Source organism: Polaromonas sp. OV174, assembly GCF_900112285.1.
Taxonomy (GTDB): Bacteria; Pseudomonadota; Gammaproteobacteria; order Burkholderiales; family Burkholderiaceae_C; genus Polaromonas.
Window position 1 is genome coordinate 1 of sequence record NZ_FOKZ01000044.1, and the last position, 20,367, is coordinate 20,367.

Annotated in this window: 17 protein-coding genes, 4 tRNA genes and 1 pseudogene; 12 read left to right on the forward strand and 10 right to left on the reverse strand. The window is 61.1% G+C overall.

Translation table 11 applies throughout. From position 1 onward, the window contains the following. A pseudogene (locus tag BM160_RS21320) lies at positions 1–252 on the forward strand (group II intron reverse transcriptase/maturase); the annotation flags it as partial. Positions 253–368: 116 nt separating this feature from the next. Here the strand turns inward: BM160_RS21320 and BM160_RS21325 are convergent. From BM160_RS21325 to BM160_RS21350, 6 genes are all read right to left on the reverse strand, one after another. Beyond that, the gene (locus tag BM160_RS21325; protein ID WP_092008169.1) at positions 369–1,103 is read right to left on the reverse strand and encodes an acid phosphatase; all 735 of its coding nucleotides are present in this window, start codon (positions 1,101–1,103) and stop codon (positions 369–371) included. 69 nt (positions 1,104–1,172) lie between these two features. Beyond that, positions 1,173–2,057: a LysR family transcriptional regulator gene (locus BM160_RS21330; RefSeq protein ID WP_092008170.1), complete on the reverse strand. Its 885-nt coding sequence runs from the start codon at positions 2,055–2,057 to the stop codon at positions 1,173–1,175. 28 nt (positions 2,058–2,085) lie between these two features. Beyond that, positions 2,086–3,177, reverse strand: a complete 1,092-nt coding sequence (locus BM160_RS21335; protein WP_092008171.1) for an ABC transporter ATP-binding protein — start codon at positions 3,175–3,177, stop codon at positions 2,086–2,088. A 13-nt stretch (positions 3,178–3,190) separates the two neighbouring features. Beyond that, entirely contained in the window at positions 3,191–4,930 is a 1,740-nt protein-coding gene (locus BM160_RS21340; protein ID WP_092008172.1) for an ABC transporter permease, read from the reverse strand. Between the two features lie 86 nt (positions 4,931–5,016). Beyond that, the gene (locus tag BM160_RS21345) at positions 5,017–6,315 is read right to left on the reverse strand and encodes an ABC transporter substrate-binding protein (RefSeq protein WP_092008182.1); all 1,299 of its coding nucleotides are present in this window, start codon (positions 6,313–6,315) and stop codon (positions 5,017–5,019) included. Between the two features lie 153 nt (positions 6,316–6,468). Continuing rightward, positions 6,469–8,331, reverse strand: a complete 1,863-nt coding sequence (locus BM160_RS21350) for an acyl-CoA synthetase (protein WP_255369040.1) — start codon at positions 8,329–8,331, stop codon at positions 6,469–6,471. Between the two features lie 27 nt (positions 8,332–8,358). On the opposite strand from BM160_RS21350, the gene BM160_RS21355 reads away from it, so the two are divergent. From BM160_RS21355 to BM160_RS21390, 8 genes are all read left to right on the forward strand, one after another. Further along, positions 8,359–9,366 carry an alpha/beta fold hydrolase gene (locus tag BM160_RS21355; protein WP_092008173.1) on the forward strand — a complete coding sequence of 336 codons (1,008 nt, stop codon included), beginning with the start codon at positions 8,359–8,361 and terminating at the stop codon, positions 9,364–9,366. A 60-nt stretch (positions 9,367–9,426) separates the two neighbouring features. Further along, positions 9,427–10,531, forward strand: a protein-coding gene (prfB, locus tag BM160_RS21360) for a peptide chain release factor 2 (protein WP_143093315.1) whose coding sequence is annotated in 2 segments (ribosomal slippage) — positions 9,427–9,507 and positions 9,509–10,531 — 1,104 coding nt in all. Because the reading frame shifts where the segments join, the coding sequence is not laid out codon by codon here. Positions 10,532–10,601: 70 nt separating this feature from the next. Beyond that, positions 10,602–13,337: an aminopeptidase N gene (gene pepN, locus BM160_RS21365; protein WP_092008174.1), complete on the forward strand. Its 2,736-nt coding sequence runs from the start codon at positions 10,602–10,604 to the stop codon at positions 13,335–13,337. Between the two features lie 48 nt (positions 13,338–13,385). Further along, positions 13,386–14,396, forward strand: coding sequence for a class 1 fructose-bisphosphatase (locus BM160_RS21370; RefSeq protein WP_092008175.1), 1,011 nt, complete (start codon positions 13,386–13,388; stop codon positions 14,394–14,396). 22 nt (positions 14,397–14,418) lie between these two features. Next, positions 14,419–14,494, forward strand: a tRNA-Thr gene (locus BM160_RS21375). A 144-nt stretch (positions 14,495–14,638) separates the two neighbouring features. Next, a tRNA-Asn gene (locus BM160_RS21380) sits at positions 14,639–14,714 on the forward strand. 10 nt (positions 14,715–14,724) lie between these two features. Beyond that, positions 14,725–14,800: transfer RNA gene (locus BM160_RS21385), tRNA-Gly, on the forward strand. A 4-nt stretch (positions 14,801–14,804) separates the two neighbouring features. Continuing rightward, positions 14,805–14,879 (forward strand) — tRNA-Thr (locus BM160_RS21390). A gap of 190 nt (positions 14,880–15,069) precedes the next feature. On the opposite strand, the gene rfbC is transcribed toward BM160_RS21390, so the two are convergent. The 4 genes from rfbC to rfbB are packed head-to-tail and all read right to left on the reverse strand — an operon-like array spanning position 15,070 to position 18,495. Then, a complete protein-coding gene (rfbC, locus tag BM160_RS21395) occupies positions 15,070–15,618 on the reverse strand; it encodes a dTDP-4-dehydrorhamnose 3,5-epimerase (RefSeq protein ID WP_092008176.1) in 549 nt (182 codons plus the stop codon). Beyond that, positions 15,615–16,514: a glucose-1-phosphate thymidylyltransferase RfbA gene (rfbA, locus tag BM160_RS21400; protein ID WP_092008177.1), complete on the reverse strand. Its 900-nt coding sequence runs from the start codon at positions 16,512–16,514 to the stop codon at positions 15,615–15,617. Before rfbA ends, rfbC begins: the two co-directional genes overlap by 4 nt. A 20-nt stretch (positions 16,515–16,534) precedes the next feature. Next, positions 16,535–17,425, reverse strand: a complete 891-nt coding sequence (gene rfbD, locus BM160_RS21405) for a dTDP-4-dehydrorhamnose reductase (protein WP_092008178.1) — start codon at positions 17,423–17,425, stop codon at positions 16,535–16,537. Further along, complete coding sequence (rfbB, locus tag BM160_RS21410) at positions 17,422–18,495, reverse strand: dTDP-glucose 4,6-dehydratase (protein ID WP_092008179.1); 1,074 nt, start codon at positions 18,493–18,495, stop codon at positions 17,422–17,424. The genes rfbD and rfbB overlap by 4 nt, the downstream gene beginning before the upstream one ends. Before the next feature lie 308 nt (positions 18,496–18,803). Here rfbB and BM160_RS21415 point away from each other — a divergent pair, with 308 nt between their 5' ends. From BM160_RS21415 to BM160_RS21425, 3 genes are all read left to right on the forward strand, one after another. Next, the gene (locus BM160_RS21415) at positions 18,804–19,019 is read left to right on the forward strand and encodes a hypothetical protein (RefSeq protein ID WP_143093316.1); all 216 of its coding nucleotides are present in this window, start codon (positions 18,804–18,806) and stop codon (positions 19,017–19,019) included. 104 nt (positions 19,020–19,123) lie between these two features. Then, a complete protein-coding gene (locus BM160_RS21420) occupies positions 19,124–19,465 on the forward strand; it encodes an H-NS histone family protein (RefSeq protein ID WP_092008181.1) in 342 nt (113 codons plus the stop codon). A gap of 656 nt (positions 19,466–20,121) precedes the next feature. Beyond that, on the forward strand, positions 20,122–20,367 hold a 246-nt coding region (locus BM160_RS21425), incomplete at its 3' end, for a transposase (RefSeq protein WP_143093317.1).

Genomic DNA, 20,367 nt, shown 5'->3' on the forward strand with positions numbered 1-20,367 from the left:
CTGGCGCAAACGCCAAAAGTCTGGCGAACGTTGGACAAATGGTTGCGCCACCGCCTGAGGGCGATCCAGCTGTGGCATTGGAAGCGGCCGAGGACGATTTACCGGGGGCTTAAGGCGATGGGTGCCAGCGAAGACGTTGCCAAGCAGGTGGCGGGAAACTGCCACCGTTGGTGGCGCAACAGCAATGGGGTCATCAAGATCGTGCTGACGATTGCGTACTTCAATGGGCTGGGGGTGCCAAGACTGTCCTGACCTCAAGCGCTCGAATCGCCCGGTGCGGACCCGCATGCCGGGTGGTGTGGCAGGGGTGCCTCCAAGAATGGAGGCCCCCTATGCCGATCCTGTCAGACAGCCTCGCTAGGCTGCCACTACTGCAAGCCCAGCACGCCGCGCAGCTCGACTCTGGCCGCCGAAAAATCGGCCTGGTAGAGCGGATGGTCTTGTATCTCCACCGCGATCAGGGTGGCCAGTTGCCGTCCGGCTTCGATGTCACTGGGATAGTGCACGCCCCCCAGCACGCGGTTGTCACCAAATTCTCTGGCGCGGTCGAAAATTTGCGTCCGCTTTTCCGGCACCAGCTCGGCCAGCACGATGGCGGAGAGATAGGAGAAAGTCGCGTGACCGCTGGGATAAGAGCCTCCATTGGCATAGCGGGTCACAGGCTGTATGCGCTTGTCGGCGATCGGTGGGCGTGGGCGGTCCCACTTCCCCTTGCCTTGCTTGTTAAGGCCACTTTCGGTCTTGTACAAGGTCGTAAAAAGCTGGGCCATTTTCGGCAAACGTTCCTTGGTGAACTTGTCGCCCATCACGTCGGAAAATCTGAAAATGCTCTGCTCCAGGTCAGCGACGGAGCGCTCCACCTGCGCCTTGCTTCGGCTATTTTGCAGTTCCAGCATGAACTCGATCTCGCGCTTGGTGACCGCTTCGTTCGGCGGCGGTGCGAGGAAACGCGTGGTGTCTATCTGACTGGCGGCCAGATACACCTTGGCAGGTACGGCAACCGCTTTGGCCTCTGCGGCTGGCGCCGCCTGCGGTGGTGTCAGCGCCGAGCAAGCGCTCAACAAAGGTATCAATAACAATGAAAGTTTTCTGACGATGAACATGGGATCCTCCTTGGTTTGAATCTTGAAATCAGGCGAAATTTCACCCCTGCGGAAACAGGCTCTGAGACCTCATGCCTGCAAACCCCAGATGCTGCGCAGCTGGGACAAGGTCGCCACGATCGCCGGATCGTGCTCCAGGGTCGGAGAGTGAATAAAGCTGAGCAAGGCCGCCACCCGGGTATGCGGCCAGATGACAACTTCGCCGCGCTCCGCGGCCGGCACGGCCACATCCTCGCGCAGCAAAGCCAGTCCCAGACCGGCCCGCACCAGACTGAGCGGCGCGGCCGTGTCATCCGACTCCAGCGCGATATTGGGCAGCAAGCCCTGGCGCGAAAACAGATCACGCAACAGCGATTGCGCGTGGCTGTTGTAGGGCGCACCTATCCAGGGCATGTCGGCGATCTCGCGCCAACCGGCATGCAAGATTTTTTGACTGAATGAAAACGGTGCGGTGACGCGGTAGTTAAGCGTCTGCAAGGGCAAGCCACGCACGTCGCGCGGCAGGTTGGGACCGATGTAAAACGAGGCCTGCAAGGTAGCGGTGGCAACGGCCTCGCGCAGGGCTTCGGCATCGCCCGAACGGGTCTTGATCTCCAGCAGCGGCAAGGCCGTGACCAGGCCACCCAGCAAGGAACCCAGGCGCAGTGAATCGGGATCGCCCACGGTGCCTATCACCAGCGAGCCCGACACCTCCCCCTGCAACTCGCGGGCCCGGCCCAGCATGGCGCCGGCTGCCGCCAGCACCTTCTCCGCTTCGGGCAGCATGCGTTCACCGGCTCGGGTCAGCATGATGCGCCCGGGCCGGCGGTCAAACAAGGCAATCCCCAACTGCTCCTCCAGCGCCTTGATCTGGCCGGTCACGGCGGGCTGGGTCACATGCAGGGCTTCGGCGGCGCGCGTCAGGTGGCCGATCTTGGCCACCGTGACAAAGGCACGCAACTGATAGATTTCCACGGCTTATTCGTCGCTGCTTTCCTCCGCTTTAGTGGGTCAGGAAACGGACCTGGGTGGATTCCACGCCCAGGCGAACTTCGGCACCCGGCTGAAACAGCGACAGGCCCGAGTAGTGCGCCTGATTGGCGACGATCACGGTCTCGCCCACCCGCACGCGGTAGCGCGAGGACTCGCCCAGAAACTCCGAACTCTCCACCCGGCCGTCCAGCCAGATGCGCGAAGCATCGGTGTGCTCATCGCGCACGCGGATGTGCACCGTGTGCGGCCGAAAGGCCAAGGTGGCCTGGCCCACGACCGGTGCATCAGGGGTGCGCGGCAGCACCATCACGCCCACGCCGTCGGCCTGGAAGGTCAGCGTCTCGCCGTTCACCTGCGTCACCTTGCCATCCACCAGATTGGCCGTACCGACAAAGCCGGCGACGAAGCGGTTGGCGGGAAAATCAAACAGCGCCGCGGCCTTGCCCACTTGCTGCAGCACGCCCTTGTCCAGCACCGCCATGCGGTCGGCCGTGGTCATGGCTTCTTCCTGGTCGTGGGTGACGAAGATAGTGGTCAAGCCCAATGTGCGCTGCAGGTTCTTCAGCTCCTCGCGCATCTGCACGCGCAGGTTTTTATCCAGATTGGACAAGGGCTCGTCCAGCAACAAGAGCTTGGGCTCTATCACCACGGTGCGCGCCAGCGCCACGCGCTGCTGCTGACCGCCCGAGAGCTGGCTAGGCCGGCGATTGGCATATTGCTGCAGCCCCACCAGTTCCAGCGCCGCGCCCACCTTGCGCTTGATCTCGTCGCGCGAGGCCTTGCGCTCCACCAGGCCGAAAGCCACGTTGTCCCAGACCGTCATGTGCGGCCACAGCGCGTAGTTCTGGAACACCATGCCCACATTGCGCAGATGCGGCGGCGTGCCGGTGATGTCCTTGCCGTCTATCAGCAACTCGCCGCGCTGGTGCTGGTTAAAGCCAGCGATCAGGCGCAGCAGCGTTGACTTGCCCGAGCCCGAGGGCCCGAGCAAGGCAAAGAACTCGCCCGGCTCGATGCGGATGTTGACGTCTTTCAGCACTTCCGTGCTGCCATAGCTCAGGCTGATGTGACGCGCTTCCAGAGAAACTTTATTGAGATGCATTTTTGTAATTCCTTCAATCGTTGCTGCTGCGCACGGGAGCGCGCGACTTCTCGATCACGCGGTGCGACAAATAGGTACCCAGCGCCACCACCACCACGGCGATCACGCTCAGGGCGGCGCCAGGGCCACGCCCGGCAATGCTTTGCATATAGAGGTAAATGCCATAACTCATGGGCGCCTGGCTCTCGGCCGAGGTCAGCAAAATCGTCGCCGACAACTCCACCGCCGCCGTGATGAAACTGGTGACAAAGCCGGCCAGGATACCGCCCATCATCAGCGGCACCATGACGCGGCGCACCGTGTTGACCTTGCCGGCGCCCAGGCTGTTGGCCGCCTCCTCCAGCGAGATATGCACCTGCTGCAAGGCTGCCATGCAAGAGCGCAAGGCATAAGGCAGGCGGCGCACCGCGTAGGCGATCATGATCAGGAACCAGGTCGCCACCATGGGCGTGTCGGTGAAGGGCACGTTGACGCCCTTGAACAGACGTAGATAGCCGATCGCCAGCACCAGACCGGGAATCGCTAACGCAATCGAGGCGATGTAATCCAGCCACTGGCGCGCCGGCAGCTTGGTGCGGTAGATCAGGTAGGCAATGGCAGTCCCCAGCACGATGTCCAGCCCGGCCGCCATGAAGCAGTACTTCAGCGTGTTGTAAATCATCAGCTTGGAGTCTGTGAAGACCGTGGCGTAATGCGCCACCGTGTAGCTGTCGGGCAGCACCGAGAAGCTCCAGACCTTGGAGAAGGACATCAGCAAAATGCCCAGGTGCGGCGCCAGCGTGACCAGCAGCACGAACACCACCCAGCCATAGGCCAGCACCGACTCCCAGCCGCGAAGCTGGCGCCGCTGCAGCGAACTGCCGCCCTTTTGCAAGGTGGTGTAGTCCTTGCCCTTCATCATGCGCGCCGCCATCCACAGCGCCAGAATCGACAACACGATCATGATCACGCTGATGACATAGCCCAACGGATCCTCGATGCCAATGGAGGTGATGCGCAGGTAGGCCTGCGGCGCCAGCATATTGGTCACCCCCATCACCAGCGGCGTGCCCAGGTCGTCAAACACCTTGACGAACACCAGCGCCGCGCCGGCCAGATAGCCCGGCAAGGACAGCGGGAAAATAATGCGCCAGAACAACCGCCAGCCGCGCGCCCCCAGGTTCATGGCGGACTCTTCCATGGAACCGTCGATGTTGCGCATGGCCGCCACCAGGTTCAACAAGATGAAGGGAAAGTAGTGAATGCTTTCGACGAAGGTCACGCCCATCAAGCCGTCCATGATGGGAATCGTGAAACCGAAATAGTCGTTGAGCAGCAGGTTCACCGAACCGCTGCGACCGAAGATCAGCTGCAGCGCCACCGCGCCCACAAAGGGCGGCATGATCAGCGGCAGCACGCCCAGGGTCTGTATCAGCAGCGCGCCGCGGAACTCGAAACGCACCGTCAGATAGGCCAGCGGAATCGCAATGACGGAGGCGAAAAACACCGAGGCCAGCGCCACCATGAAGCTGTTCATCAGTGACTCGCGCAGCAGGTCCTGACCAAAGAAGTTGCTGAAATGGCTGAGCGTGAAGGCACCGGTTTCCGTCACAAAGGCGGTGTAAATCACCTCGCCCACGGGCAGCAGCAGAAACACACCCAGGAAGGCCAGCACCAGCCCGGCAAGCAGCCAGGGCCCCCAGGCAATGCCATGGCGAACCCGGGCGGCGCGGGGCAGCTGGGGCGTGGCAGATTCTGTCAAGACAGCAGACATGAAGAGACTTTCAATGGAGAGTTTGCGCCGTGCGCGGCAAGGCGCACGGCTTCAGCGGGAAAAAATCAGCGCAGGGTCGGCCCGGCTTACTTGATCAGGGCAACGGCCTGACCGGCCAGCTCTCTAGCCTTGTCGTAGTTGGCCTTGGCCTTGGAATTCCACATGTCTTCCAGACCGGTCAACTGCTTGGCCACCGCCACGTCTTTTTTGTTCTTGCGGAACAGGGCCAGGAAGGCTTCGTCCTTGATCATGGAGTCCGACACCAGCGGCGAGTAGGCAAAGCTGCGCGCCTGCTTGAGCAGCTCGGCCGCCTGGGCATTGGGCTTGGCCTTGAGCTTGCGCTCGGCCTCATGAATCGCCTTGGTGGCGGCCTGCAAGTCCTTCAGGCGAAAGGTCACCATCTGGTCGAACATGCTGACCACCACCTGGTAGCGGTCGCCGGACAGCTTGGAGTCAAAGCTCACCTTGGCGCGCTTGGCGATGGCCTGTGCATCCGGGTAGTTGGCCGGCACCTTGGCGCCGAAAGAGGCATTGGGCAGTATCGGCAGGCGGCTGATCTTGGGGTCGAACAGCAGCTCCTGGCCTTCGCGCGAGAGCGTAAAGCTGATGAACTTCTTGGCTTCCTCGGCATTTTTGCCTCCGGCCACCAGCGCGATATTGGCGGGCACCACGGCCGTCACCGAGGGATAGACAAACTCCACCGGGTAGCCCGAATACTTGCCGGCCAGGCCGAAAAAGTCGATCACCAGGCCTATGCCGTACTGGCCGTTGTTCACGCCATCGGGCACGGCAAAGCTGCGGTCGGTCACGGCGGCGCAGTTGCCCGAAATCTGCAGCATCTGGCTCCAGCCTTTTTCCCAGCCTTCGCCCTGCAAAATGGTTTCCACCGTCAGGTGGGTGGTGCCCGAGCGCGAGGGTGAGGACACCGCCACATGGCCAAAGTATTCGGGCTTGACCAGATCGGCCCACTCCTTGGGCGCGGCAAGCTTGTGGGCCTGCATGTAGCGGGTGTTCCACATCAGGCCATAGCCGGCCAGCGCCTGACCGTAATACAGATTTTCCGGGTCGTTGAGCGGGTAGTTGCCGACCTTGGCCGGCGCCTCCGGGTTCTTCACCTCGGGCGCGGCCTGCAGCAGCTTGTCATGCGCCAGCACCTCGAAGGCATCGGGTGCCGAGGCCCACATCACGTCGGGCCGCTGGCCAACCGCCAGCTCTTTGATATAGGCAATGCTGGCGGTGGTGTTCTTGTTCAGGATTTCAAGCTTGATGCCGGGATTGCGCGCCTCAAACGCCTTTTTGTAGGCCTCGGTGAGCTCCTTGGGGAAAGAGGTCACCACCGATACTGTGCCGGCCTGTGCGGCGCTCAGGACGGAAAAGGCGGTCATCAGGCCCAGGCTCAGGGTTCGTATGGCGTGTCGACTCAGCATGCTTGTCTCCTTCTAGTTGGTTTAATGTTCACGATGGCAATGTAACGGCCAGGCAGCCCCAAAGCCAATCATGGTTTTTGATAGCCCGCATAAACCTGGCAGCCTCTCGGGTTAACCCGTGGCCGCCTTGAAGCGGGCTTCTTCCTGCAGCCGCAGTACGCGGCGCTGCACCTTGCCGGTGGTGGTCATGGGCAAGGCCTCTATGAACTCGATGTCCTTGGGATACTCGTAAGGCGCCAGCAGGTTTTTCACATGGGCCTGCAGCTCGGCCATCATTTTTAGATCAAATAGGCCCGTATCGCCCGTCAGCTGAGCGCGAGCAGCTATGAAATCAGGAGCAAGAACAACATAGGCCTTGACCACGGCGCCGCGCTCCTTGTCGGGCTTGGGCACCACGGCGGCATTGGCGACGGCCGGGTGCTTGACCAGGCAGTTTTCGATTTCGCCCGGGCCTATGCGGTAACCCGCCGCCTTGAACACATCGTCGGCGCGGCCTTCGTACCAGAGGTAGCCGTCGGCATCACGCCGCGCCAGGTCGCCGGTGCGGCACCAGTCGCCGCTGAATTTGGCGCGGGTCGCAGCCTCGTTTTTCCAGTAACCCAAGAAAAAGATGGGGTCGGGATCGCCATGCACGTCGTAGCGATTGACCGCCACATCGCCGGGCACGCCCACGGCGCACTCCTCGCCTTCGTCGTCAATCACCGCGACCTGGTGGCCTGGATAAGCCTTGCCCATGCTGCCGGCACGCGCCGGCCAGCCCATGGCCCCCACGCTTGCCACTGCGTGTGCTGCGCTGCCCCCCGAGGGGGCTGAACTTTGCTTGGGGCGGCCCGGCGCTTCGTTCATGCTGCAATTCCCCACCACGTAATTGATCTCGGTCTGGCCGAACATTTCATTGACGACCACCCCCAGTTGCTCGCGGCAATAGTCAAACACGGCGTCGCCGACCGCCTCGCCCGCACTCATGATGCCTTGCAGTTGGAGTTTGAAATGCTGGCGCGGCTGCGGATAAGCCTTCATCATGGCTTTGAGCGCGGTGGGGAACAAAAAAGTATGTGTCACGCCCTGTGCCTGCATCAGGCCAAAGGCCAGCTCGGGGCTGAAGCGGCCATTGAAGGCGACGATGGGCCGGCCGAAATAAAGCGTGGGCAGCAGCGCATCCATCAGCCCGCCGGTCCAGGCCCAGTCGGCCGGCGACCAGAACACGGCGTCAGACTTGGCATTGGCCTGGCCGTCAAAGCCAAACCAGTTCTGGCTGCAGACAAAGCCGGGCAGATTGCCTATCAGCGCGCGGTGCGCCAGCAGCGCCCCCTTGGGCGGGCCGGTGGTGCCGCTGGTGTAGATCAGGATGGCGCCTTCGTCGGCCCGGGTCTTGACCGCCGTGAAAGCCCGCTGCTGAGCGGCGACGGCCGTCGCGTAATCCAGATCGCCCTGCCCGCTCGCCTGGCCAGCGGCCAACACCGTGCGCAGGGCCGGACAGTCGCTACGGATCGCCTTGAGGCTGTCCATAGAACTTTCGTCGCCAATCGCCACCACCGCCTCGCTGTCCTGCAGGCGATAGGCCAGCGCCTCCGGCCCGAACAGCATGGACAGCGGCATGGCCACCGCCCCCATCTGGAACACCGCCATATAGGCCACGGCGGTTTCAAAACGCTGCGGCATGACGATGGCGACGCGGTCGCCGCGCTGCACGCCCAGCCCAGCCAGCACGTGGCTGAGCGCATCGGCCGCCTGCTGCAGCTCAAAATAAGTATAAAAAGTGCTCTCGGCGCCCGTCTGGTGAGCGCAGATAGCTATTTTTTTAATAGCATTTCGCTGGCCAGCTTGGGGCCGCGCCCAACGGCCGCAGCAGACCTCGGCGATGTTGAAGTACTCATCCACCTGCCAGCGAAAGCCGCGGTGCAATTCGGCATAGGCGTCGGCAGGCTGGCTTGGCGCCGGCCTCTGGCTGTCTCTTTTTTGACTGCGCTTCACAACCGACCTCCTTATGATGAGCGCCCAATGTACAAAGAAAACCGACTTTTCCGCAGCGAGTTTGTCCCTATACGCGGGCTCAACTACCACGTTCAAATCTGGCAGGCACCCCAGACCGACGCCAAGGCCGCCAGCGCCGGGCCGCCCCAAGCAAGGCCAGCCCCCTCGGGGGGCAGTGAACCACACGCAGTGGGGAGCGTGGGGGTGCCACTTGTCTTGTTGCACGGCTGGATGGACGTGGCGGCGTCTTACCAGTTCATGGTCGACGCCTTGTCCGACGCCTTTGTTCGGGGCCGGCTCATCATCGCGCCCGACTGGCGCGGCTTCGGCCAGACCAGCTCGGGCCACGCTGGCGGCCTGACCGACAGCTATTGGTTCCCCGACTACCTGGCCGACCTCGACTTTCTGCTCGATCACTACGCCCCCGGCCAGGCGGTGGACCTGGTCGGCCACAGCATGGGCGGCAACGTCGCCATGCTGTATGCCGGCGTGCGGCCGTCGCGCCTGCGCAAGCTGGTCAACCTGGAGGGCTTCGGCATGCCGGCCAGCCAGCCAGCCCAAGCCCCTGGCCGCTATGCCAAGTGGATGGACGAGCTGAAAAGCCTGCAGCGCGGCGAGCTGGACCTGAAAGCCTATGACGACGTGGCCGGCGTGGCCAGGCGCCTGATGAAAACCAACCCCAGGCTCACGCCCGACAAGGCCAACTGGCTGGCCGGCCACTGGGCCAGCCCCGATGCGGCGGGCAAGTGGCGCATCCTGGGCGATGCCGCGCACAAAATCACCAGCGCCCAGCTTTACCGCGCCGACGAAATGCTGGAAATCTACCAGCGCATCAGCGCGCCCACGCTGGCCGTCGAGGCCTCGGACGACTCGCTAAGCCTGTGGTGGAAAGGCCAGTACACGCTGGCCGAGTACCACGAAAGGCTCAAGCTGGTGCCCCAGGCGCAGGTGGCGGTGATCCAGGACGCCGGCCACATGCTGCACCACGACCAGCCCGAGCAGCTGGCGGCCCTGATTGAGGGCTTTCTGGCGTGAAACTTGCCGCGCCATGAGAAAATCCTCAGTTACTTTGAAATAACCCTGGATTGAACCCTCATGGACGCAGAACACATCAACCTCATCAGCAACCAACTCGCGGACCTGAGCAATCGGGTCAACGAACTTCGGGGGTATCTTTGACTACCCTGCCAAAGAACGTAAGCTGAACGAAGTCAACGCCGCGCTCGAAGACCCCAAGGTCTGGGACAACCCCAAGCGCGCGCAGGAACTGGGCCGCGAGAAAAAATCCCTGGAAGACGTGGTGCTGGTCTTGGACCGGCTGACCCAGGAGTTGGCCGACAACTCCGAGTTGTTCGACATGTCGCGGGGTGACGGCGACGATGCCGGCATGCAGGCGATTGAAGCCGAGGCCGCCAAGGTTGCCGCCGAAGTGGAAAAAATGGAATTCCGCCGGATGTTCAACAACCCGGCCGACCCGCTGAACTGTTTTCTGGACATCCAGGCCGGCGCCGGTGGCACCGAAGCCTGCGACTGGGCCAGCATGCTGCTGCGCCAGTACCTCAAATACGCCGAGCGCAAGGGCTTCAAGACCACGGTCGAAGACGAATCCCCCGGCGACACCGCCGGCATCAAGGGCGCCACCATCAAGATCGAGGGCGAATACGCCTTTGGCCTGCTGCGCACCGAAACCGGCGTGCATCGGCTGGTGCGCAAGTCGCCGTTTGACTCGTCGGGCGGGCGCCACACCTCGTTTGCCTCGGTGTTTGTCTATCCCGAGATCGACGACTCGATCGAGATCGACATCAATCCCTCGGACGTGCGTACCGACACCTACCGCGCCAGCGGCGCCGGCGGCCAGCACATCAACAAGACCGATTCGGCCGTGCGCCTGACCCACATCCCGACCGGCATCGTGGTGCAGTGCCAGGACGGCCGCAGCCAGCACAGCAACCGCGACGTCGCCTGGAAACGCCTGCGTTCGCGGCTGTATGACTTCGAGCTGCGCAAGCAGCAGGAAGCGCAGCAAAAGCTCGAGGACAACAAGACCGACGTGGGCTGGGGCCACCAGATCCGCAGCTATGTGCTGGACAACAGCCGTATCAAGGACTTGCGCACCAACTACGAAACCTCAGCCACGCAAAAAGTGCTGGATGGGGATTTGGACCAGTTCATCGAAGCCTCGCTAAAGCAAGGCGTCTGAGCATTGTTCAGGCCCTGCGCCGCGTGTGCAGGGCCTCCCGTTTGAGTTTTCAAAAATACAGAAAGTCACCATGCAGCAAATGATTGATGATCGAGGAACTGGAGCGCAAGCCGCAGTCATCAACCGCGCCGACTACATCGCTCCGGCCTACTGGATAGACAGCGTCGATCTGTGCTTTGACCTGGACCCGGTGAAAACGCGCGTGCTCAACAAGATGACATTGCGCCGCAACCCGGACTTGCCGGCCCAGCCGCTCAAGCTGGACGGCGAAGATCTGAATCTGGCCCGCGTGCTGGTCAACGGCCAGGGCACCACCTTCAAGATGGAAGGCAAACAGCTGGTGCTGGAGAACCTGCCGGCGGGCAACGAGCCCTTTGCGCTGGAGATCTTCACCACCACCTGTCCGGCCAAGAACACCCAGCTGATGGGCCTGTATGTGAGCAACGACTCCTTCTTCACCCAGTGCGAAGCCGAGGGCTTTCGGCGCATCACCTACTTCCTGGATCGCCCGGACGTGATGGCGATGTACACGGTGACCTTGCGCGCCGACAAGGCCAAATACCCGGTGCTGCTGTCCAACGGCAACCTGGTGGACCAAGGCCCGCTGGAAGACGGCCCCAACGGCGCCAGGCATTTCGCCAAATGGGTGGACCCGCACAAAAAACCCAGCTACCTGTTTGCCCTGGTGGCCGGCCAGCTGGTCAGCCGTGAGCAGCGCATTACCTCGCGCGCCGGCAAGGACCATGTGCTGCAGGTCTATGTGCGCCCCGGCGACCTCGACAAGACCGAACACGCGATGAACTCGCTGATGCATTCGGTGGCCTGGGACGAGGCCCGTTTTGGCCTGCCGCTGGACCTGGAGCGCTTCATGATCGTCGCCACCAGCGACTTCAACATGGGCGCCATGGAAAACAAGGGCCTGAACATCTTCAACACCAAGTACGTGCTGGCCAATCAGGCTACCGCGACGGACGTTGATTTCTCCAATATCGAAAGCGTGGTCGGCCACGAGTACTTTCACAACTGGACCGGCAACCGCGTCACCTGCCGCGACTGGTTCCAGCTCAGCCTGAAAGAAGGCCTGACCGTTTTCCGCGATCAGGAGTTTTCACAAGACCTGTGTTTTGAGGCTTCCGCCCGCGCCGTCAAGCGCATCGAAGACGTGCGCGTGCTGCGCACTGCCCAGTTCCCCGAAGACGCCGGCCCCATGTCGCACCCGGTGCGGCCCGACAGCTACGTGGAAATCAGCAACTTCTACACCGTCACGATTTACGAAAAAGGCGCGGAAGTGGTGCGCATGATGCAGACTCTGGTGGGCCGCGAAGGCTTTGCCAAGGGCATGACGCTGTACTTCGAACGCCACGACGGTCAGGCCGTGACCTGCGACGATTTTGCCCAAGCCATTGCCGACGCCAACCCGGCCTCCGATCTGGCGCGCCTGCTGCCGCAGTTCAAACGCTGGTATAGCCAGGCCGGCACGCCGCAAGTGCGCGCGCATGGCGTGTACGACGCCGCTGCGCGCAGCTACACCTTGAGCCTGGCGCAAAGCTGCGCCCCCACGGCCGGCCAGACCGTCAAGGAGCCCTTTGTGATTCCGGTCGGCCTGGGACTGCTGGACGAAGCTGGCCAGGACCTGCCGCTGCAGCTGGCCGGCGAAGCCGCTGCCACGGCAGGTACACACACCCTGGTGCTGACGCAAGCCAGCGAAACCTTCACCTTTGTCAACCTCGACGCCGAACCAGTGCCCTCCATACTGCGCGGCTTCAGTGCCCCGGTGGTGCTGGTGTTCGACTACACCGATGCCCAGCTGCTGCACCTGTTGGCGCACGACAGCGACCCATTCAATCGCTGGGAAGCCGGTCAGCGCCTGGCCGTCAATCGCGCCGTGGCCGCTATCAAATCAATAGCTGACAGCACCCCTGCTGCCTTGGCTAGCGTGCTCGATGATGCTTATCTTGGCGCCATGCGCCAGGTGCTGCGCCATCCCACGCTGGATGCCGCTTTCAAGGAGCTGGTGCTGACGCTGCCGTCCGAAACCTATCTGGCCGAACAGCTAGCCGTGGTGGACCCGCAGCGCATTCACGCGGTGCGCGAAGCCATGCGCCAGCAACTGGCGAGCGCCCTGACCAGCGACTGGGAAGCCGTTTACGCGGCCAACCACGACACCGGCGCCTACACGCCTGATCCGCTTTCCAGCGGTCGCCGCGCGCTGGCCGGCATGGCGCTGACCCATTTGTGCCTGGCGGCCCAGGTCAGCGGCGACACCGTCTGGCCCGGCAAGACCTTGCAGCGCTTCAAGGACGCCGGCAACATGACGGACCGCTTCAACGCCCTGTCCGCCCTGGTCTCCAGCGGCCACCCGCTGGCGACCCAGGCGCTGCAACGTTTTCATGCCCTGTTCAAGGACGAGGCCCTGGTCATCGACAAATGGTTTGGCCTGCAGACCAGCGCCCCCGATCGCGGCGGCAATATCCTGTCGGCGGTCAAGCAGCTCATGAAGCACAGCGATTTCAGCCTGCGCAACCCGAATCGCGCGCGCAGCGTCATCAGCACCTATTGCCAGGGCAACCCGGCCGCCTTTCACCGCCTTGACGCCGCCGGCTATGTGTTCTGGAGCGAACGCGTGATCGAGCTCGATGCCATCAATCCGCAAGTGGCGGCGCGCCTGGCGCGTGCGCTGGACCGCTGGAGCAAACTGGCCGAGCCCTACCGCAGCGCCGCGCGCGAAGCCATCACCCGCGTCGCGGCCAAGACCGACCTGAGCAAAGACACGCTGGAAGTCGTCACCCGCGCCTTGACCGCTTGAACCGGCAGCTTCATCTGCCTACAAACTAACTGAATGGAGTTTTAATTTATGTCAAATAACATCTCACTGACGCGCTACCTGGTTGAGCAGCAGCGCATCGACGGCCACATTCCTTCGCAGCTGCGGCTGCTGCTGGAAGTGGTGGCCAGAGCCTGCAAAGGCATCAGCCAGGCCGTCAACAAGGGTGCGCTGGGCGGCGTGCTGGGTACCGCCGGCAGCGAAAACGTACAGGGCGAAGTCCAGAAAAAGCTGGACATCATCGCCAACGAGGTGCTGATCGAGGCCAACGAATGGGGCGGCCACCTGGCCGCCATGGCCTCGGAAGAAATGGACAGCATCTATTCGATTCCCAACCGCTACCCGCAGGGCGAATACCTGTTGCTGTTCGATCCCCTGGACGGCTCCAGCAACATCGACGTCAACGTCAGCATTGGCACCATTTTCAGCGTCCTGAAGAAGCCGGAGGGCCAGGAAAGCGTCGAAGAAAAAGACTTCCTGCAGGCCGGCAACAAGCAGGTCGCCGCAGGCTACTGCGTCTATGGCCCGCAAACCACCCTGGTGCTGACCGTGGGTGACGGCGTGGCCATGTTCACACTGGATCGCGAACAGGGCTCTTTCGTGCTGACCGAGGAAAACGTTCAGATCCCGGCGGACACCAAGGAATTTGCCATCAACATGAGCAACATGCGCCACTGGGACGAGCCGGTCAAGCGCTACATCGACGAGTGTTTGCAGGGCAAGGAAGGCCCGCGCGGCAAAGACTTCAACATGCGCTGGATTGCCTCCATGGTGGCCGACGTGCACCGCATCCTGACGCGCGGTGGCGTTTTCATGTACCCCTGGGACAAGCGCGAACCCGAAAAGGCCGGCAAGCTGCGCCTGATGTACGAAGCCAACCCCATGAGCTGGCTCATAGAGCAAGCCGGCGGCGCCGCCACCAACGGCAAGGAACGCATCCTGGATATCCAGCCCACCAAGTTGCACGAACGCGTCAGTGTGATGCTGGGTTCAAAAAATGAGGTGGAACGGGTGACTGCCTACCATGCCAAGCCAAATTAGCAAGCTATAATCTAAGGCTTAAGCCGGTGTAGCTCAGTCGGTAGAGCAGCTCATTCGTAATGAGAAGGTCGGGTGTTCGATTCATCTCTCCGGCACCAATAAAGACAAGGGTCCACTGCTATTAAAATAGTAGTGGACCTTTTCCTTTGGTGGGTATGCAAGGGCGGATGTAAGACGATTTTATGAATCGCATCCTTTGTCAGATAGTCATTTAGAGCTATCTGCGAATTAATTAAAGTTGTTCCTCGATAGCTCAGTTGGTAGAGCGCCGGACTGTTAATCCGTAGGTCCCTGGTTCGAGCCCAGGTCGAGGAGCCAAGTTTTTGATGCGGGAATAGCTCAGTTGGTAGAGCGCAACCTTGCCAAGGTTGAGGTCGAGAGTTCGAGCCTCTTTTCCCGCTCCATATTGCCCATTTGGCTCAGTGGCAGAGCACTCCCTTGGTAAGGGAGAGGTCCCGGGTCCGATTCCCGGAATGGGCACCAAGCCAGAATAAGGTCTGCTATCGCTACGAATAGTGGACCTTTTCATTTTCTGTAGCTTGTAGGCAACCACTGCAAACCTGTTCTCGCTTGCCCACTGTCGGCTTGTTGAACGGCGGACAGCGTGCGACGCGCGAACTCCTCATGGCGTACATGCGATACGGCGCGGACACCCTTCCGAAAGTTCGGCGGGTCACCAATCAAACACCTCTGCAACTGCCAAATGCTTACCTGCGACATCTTTGGCGGCCAGCAGCGGCTGAGCCTGAAGCGGCCACTGCACACCTACGACCGGGTCGTTCCAGAGCAGGTTGCGCTCAAACTCGGGGTACCAATAGTCAGTGGTTTTGTATAAGAACTCAGCCGACTCGCTGGTCACCAGAAACCCATGCGCAAACCCTGGAGGGACCCACAGCTGCCTGTGGTTATCCTCGCTCAGTTCCACACCCACCCATTGGCCAAACGTGGGAGAGCTCTTGCGGATATCCACCGCCACGTCAAACACCGCGCCGCGCACCACGCGCACCAGCTTGCCCTGGGGCTGCTGGATCTGGTAGTGCAGGCCGCGCAGCACGCCCTTGGTGCTGCGGCTGTGGTTATCCTGTACAAACTGATGATTGGTACCCGTAGCTTCGTTGAAGGCTTTCTGATTAAAGCTTTCGTAGAAAAAGCCGCGCGCGTCACCAAACACCTTGGGCTCGATGATCAGAACTTCGGGGATGGCAGTAGGAGTAACTTTCATGCCTGGTGCTCTTCTTTCAACAGTCGTTGCAGGTACTGGCCATAGCCGTTCTTGGCCAGCGGCTGGGCCAACTTTTCCAGCTGCGCCGAATCGATGAAGCCATTGCGCCAGGCGATCTCTTCCGGGCAGGCAATCTTCAGGCCCTGGCGATGCTCCAGTGTTGCAATGAACTGGCCGGCTTCGAGCAGGCTGTCGTGCGTGCCGGTGTCGAGCCAGGCGTAGCCGCGCTTCATTATTTGTACATTGAGCTGGCCTAGGTCCAGGTAGGCCTGGTTAACGGCGGTGATTTCCAGCTCGCCGCGGGCACTGGGCTTCACGGCCTTGGCGATGTCCACCACCTGCTTGTCATAGAAGTACAGGCCGGTCACGGCGTAGTTGCTTTTGGGTTTGCGGGGTTTTTCTTCGATGCTGCTGGCTTTACCAGCCTGGTCGAAGGCCACCACGCCGTAGCGCTCGGGGTCTTGCACATGGTAGGCAAAGACGGTGGCACCGCTGGTTTGGGCGTCGGCATCGGCCAGCAAGGGCACAAAGTCGTGACCATGAAAGATGTTATCGCCCAACACCAGGGCGCTGGGGTGGTTGCCAACAAACTTGTCCCCGATGATAAAAGCCTGCGCCAGGCCGTCCGGGCTGGCTTGCACGGCGTATTGCAAGTTCATGCCCCACTGGCTGCCGTCGCCCAGCAGTTGTTCAAAGCGCGGCGTGTCTTGCGGGGTGCTGATGATCAGCACATCCCTGATGCCCGCCAGCATCAACGTGCTGAGCGGGTAGTAAATCATGGGTTTGTCGTATACCGGCAGCAACTGCTTGCTGATGGCCAGCGTGGCCGGGTGCAGGCGGGTGCCGGAGCCGCCGGCGAGGATGATGCCTTTGCGGGAAGTCGTGAATGTCGTCATGGGTTTCTTACTCTTCAGATTCAAAGAATTTCTGTCAGCATGCGGTCCACGCCCTGCTGCCAGGCGGGAAGCTTCAGGCCAAAGGTGGCTTGCAGCTTGGCCGTATTCAGGCGCGAGTTGTGCGGCCGCTGGGCCGGCGTGGGGAAGGCGCTGGTAGGCACGGGAGCGACTTCTTTTGCTGCTATTTTGATAGCTGGTTGCGCACGCGCTGCTTGGGCTAGAACATGTTGTGCATAACCGTTCCAGGTGGTTTGGCCGCTGGCGGCCAGATGGTAGAGACCGGCGTCTTGCGGGTGCTGCAGGACTTGACGGATGGCGTGGGCGCTCACATCGGCGATCAGCTCGGCACCGGTCGGTGCGCCCCACTGGTCGTCAATCACCGTCAGTCGTTCGCGCTCTTGCGCCAGGCGCAGCATGGTTTTGGCAAAGTTGCCGCCTCGCGCGGCGTAAACCCAGCTGGTTCGAAAGATCAGGTATTTCTTGCAGCGTTGGGCAATCAGCTGCTCACCTTCGAGCTTGGTCTGGCCGTAGACGTTAAGCGGAGCGGGCCTGTCAGCCTCGGTCCACGGCGCGCTGCCGCTGCCGTCAAACACATAGTCGGTGGAGTAATGCACCAGCCAGGCGCCCAGCTTGTGGGCCTCTTGGGCCAGCACGCCGGGGGCGCTGGCGTTGATGAGGCGAGCCCATTCGGGCTCGCTCTCGGCCTTGTCCACGGCAGTGTGTGCGGCGGCGTTGACGATGAGGTCGGGCCGCAGCCTTTGCACGGTGGCGGCCAGGCTTGGCAAGTTGCAGAGGTCGCCGCAGAACTCAGTGCTGTGGCGATCCAGCGCGATCAGTTCGCCCAGCGGCGCCAGGCTGCGCTGCAACTCCCAGCCGAGCTGGCCGTTCTTGCCGAGGAGAAGGATTTTCATGTCGCAGCCGTCTCGACGTACTGGGTCTGCACCCAGTCGCGGTAGGCGCCGCTTTGCACGTTGGCCACCCACTCGGGGTTGGCGAGGTACCACTGCACGGTCTTGCGGATACCGGTATCGAAGGTCTCGGCCGGTTTCCAGCCGAGCTCGCGCTCTAGCTTGCCAGCATCGATGGCGTAGCGCCTGTCATGGCCAGGGCGGTCCTTGACGTAGCTGATCTGGCTGCGGTAACTGCTGCCGTCGGCTTTGGGGCGCAACTCGTCGAGCAAGGCGCAGACGGTGTTGACGATCTCGATGTTGGGCTTTTCGTTCCAGCCACCAACGTTGTAGACCTCGCCTACGCGGCCGTGCGCCAGCACTTCACGTATCGCGCTGCAGTGGTCTTTCACATACAGCCAGTCGCGCACCTGCATGCCGTCGCCATACACCGGCAGGGCCTTGCCGGCCAGGGCGTTGACAATCATCAGCGGAATGAGCTTTTCGGGGAAATGATAGGGGCCGTAGTTGTTGGAGCAATTGGTGGTCAGCACCGGCAGGCCGTAGGTGTGGTGCCAGGCGCGCACCAGATGATCGCTGGCGGCCTTGCTGGCGCTATAGGGGCTGTTGGGCTCGTAGCGGTGCTGCTCGGTGAAGGCGGGATCTGTGGCGCTGAGCGAGCCGTAGACCTCGTCGGTGGAGACATGCAGGAAGCGGAAAGCGGCTTTGCCTTCGGCGGGCAAGCCGCTCCAATAAGCACGCACGGACTCCAGCAGGCGAAAGGTGCCGACGATATTGGTCTGGATGAAGTCTTCGGGGCCGTGAATGGAGCGGTCCACATGGCTTTCGGCGGCAAAGTTGAGGACGGCCCGGGGCTGGTGTTTGGCCAGCAGGCTGGCAAGCAGTTCGCCGTCTCCGATATCGCCCTGCACAAAGATGTGGCGCGCATCGCCCCGCAGGCTGGCCAGGGTTTCCAGATTGCCGGCGTAGGTCAGCTTGTCGAGGTTGACGACGGACTCATCAGAGCCAGCCAGCCAGTCGAGTGCAAAATTGGCACCTATGAAGCCTGCGGCTCCGGTGATGAGAATGGTCATGGCGTTGTCAATTACCCGGCATTAAGCCACTTGCTTACTGTGATGACCGGTTGCACCGGCCTCTTCCTCCGTGTTGAAGACACGGTTTTGAGCTTCTTGCATTTTTGCTATTTCCATATACCTGAGCGCGCAATTCTACGACGAGCGCACCCATTCAAAGCATCAAGCCCCGACACCGATGTGACAAACTGAAGATGGCGACAGATTCGCAGGCCTCCGTGATTACTCAAGAGGATGAGGTCTTAACGAAAAGCAGGACCCTGACTGCTTGCGTCACGCCCCCACAAGCCATATATCCTCTCAAAGACATGCAAGAACAAGAAATCATTCGGCCATCTTTGATAAAATATCAGCAAAAACCCAGCCCAATCAAAGCCAGAAATGCCAAGTTAGTACAGCGCAAGCCGGCGAGTAACGACAATGACGGCCTACGCTGCAGCCAACCCGATCTGCGCGACCACTGGTTTATCACCAGCATAATGGGAAATAATCCAAAACAAATAGCAGGGCGCTTCACCACATGAATCACGACGGACATTCACCTTATCAATGTCCATTTCCATTCAATACTGGTTCAGTGCACTCAAAATTCGATTAAGATTTAAATTTAAATAAGGAAGCTATCCTCATGTCGAAATCAGCTGGACTGCAGCAGCAAATCAATGAATACGAAGCCAAAATAAATGAACTGCGCAAGCAGCAGGATGCGGAGCGCAAGGCCGAGCGTACACAAGCCATTGTCGCGGCCAAGGAATTAATCAAAACCCACAACCTGACGGCATCGGAATTGGGATTTTCAGGCAAAGGCGCCGACAAACGTGCGTCGGCTGACAAACGTAACGTGGTCGCCCCCAAATACCAGGACCCTGAGAGTGGCAAAACGTGGACCGGCCGCGGAAAAAACCCCGCCTGGCTGAGCGCCAAATTGGCCGCAGGCAGCAGTAAGCAGGACTTCCTGATTCGGAGTTAAGAACACCCCCACGGCGGGCCGGCAAAAAGCCCCCGCCAGCTAATTGCCATCCGACGTGGCACGCAAACCGGCACGGGTCAAGCCAGGTGGGTGTCTTGCATATTCCGTCGTATCTATTCCGGTTCACTCTAGGCAACACCGCCGCCGGCGGTGAAGCTGCAGTTGCACTCTCCCGCACCCAGGCCGGCCAAACGTCCAGCAGCCAACCGGCCTTGAGGCCAGCGTCGTGGCTGATGCCCAGTCATTGCCGCCAGCGCAAAGTCGGCCCGGAGGTCGTGGCCACCCTTCAAAGTCAGACCCGGGGTTCAGCTGCCCCCTGCAAGGCAACCACCTGGCGCTAAGCGCTGGCCAACAGACCGCGCAGACCGAGCCCAATGCCCAGTGCATCGACCTCGTCGGGCTGGCAGCGAAGGGACTGGAGTTTGTCTGATTGCCACCGCTAGCCCCCAGCGAGCTCCCCCATACGCTCTCAATTTAATAGCAAACCTTACTCATAAAAACTGGGTGTAAGGCCAATCCAATTGTAAATTGCAGGTCCGAGAACAGTACTAGCAGGCTGCTGAAATACCTCGGAGCGGAGTCCGCCAATACGCAAGCTCCAACGTTTATCTCAGGTAGCCCATTTTTCCATCACCAGATACAAGCAATTCAATTCCATGCGCGGAGCCGACACCTTCACCGAAAGCCTGTTCACAATGCGCCATCTGGAAGACTTTGTGCCAAGTAATCATCCCCTGCGGCCCATACGCCAGATGGTCAACGAGGCTTTGGTGAAGATGGATACGCTGTTCGCTGGAATGTACGAGGCCGACATCAAAGGCGGCCGGCCCAGCATCGCCCCCGAGAAATTGCTGCGCGCCATGCTCTTGCAGGTGTTCTACAGTATCCGCTCGGAGCGCCAG

Bases quoted from the DNA above. Each gene is read 5' to 3' on its own strand.
- BM160_RS21420 (WP_092008181.1), top strand. From the start codon at position 19,124: ATGTCGAAATCAGCTGGACTGCAGCAGCAAATCAATGAATACGAAGCC.
- BM160_RS21345 (WP_092008182.1), bottom strand. From the start codon at position 6,315: ATGACCGCCTTTTCCGTCCTGAGCGCCGCACAGGCCGGCACAGTATCG.
- BM160_RS21355 (WP_092008173.1), top strand. From the start codon at position 8,359: ATGTACAAAGAAAACCGACTTTTCCGCAGCGAGTTTGTCCCTATACGC.
- BM160_RS21415 (WP_143093316.1), top strand. From the start codon at position 18,804: ATGCAAGAACAAGAAATCATTCGGCCATCTTTGATAAAATATCAGCAA.
- BM160_RS21325 (WP_092008169.1), bottom strand. From the start codon at position 1,103: ATGTTCATCGTCAGAAAACTTTCATTGTTATTGATACCTTTGTTGAGC.
- rfbA (WP_092008177.1), bottom strand. From the start codon at position 16,514: ATGACGACATTCACGACTTCCCGCAAAGGCATCATCCTCGCCGGCGGC.
- rfbB (WP_092008179.1), bottom strand. From the start codon at position 18,495: ATGACCATTCTCATCACCGGAGCCGCAGGCTTCATAGGTGCCAATTTT.
- pepN (WP_092008174.1), top strand. From the start codon at position 10,602: ATGCAGCAAATGATTGATGATCGAGGAACTGGAGCGCAAGCCGCAGTC.
- BM160_RS21335 (WP_092008171.1), bottom strand. From the start codon at position 3,177: ATGCATCTCAATAAAGTTTCTCTGGAAGCGCGTCACATCAGCCTGAGC.
- rfbD (WP_092008178.1), bottom strand. From the start codon at position 17,425: ATGAAAATCCTTCTCCTCGGCAAGAACGGCCAGCTCGGCTGGGAGTTG.
- rfbC (WP_092008176.1), bottom strand. From the start codon at position 15,618: ATGAAAGTTACTCCTACTGCCATCCCCGAAGTTCTGATCATCGAGCCC.
- BM160_RS21340 (WP_092008172.1), bottom strand. From the start codon at position 4,930: ATGTCTGCTGTCTTGACAGAATCTGCCACGCCCCAGCTGCCCCGCGCC.
- BM160_RS21370 (WP_092008175.1), top strand. From the start codon at position 13,386: ATGTCAAATAACATCTCACTGACGCGCTACCTGGTTGAGCAGCAGCGC.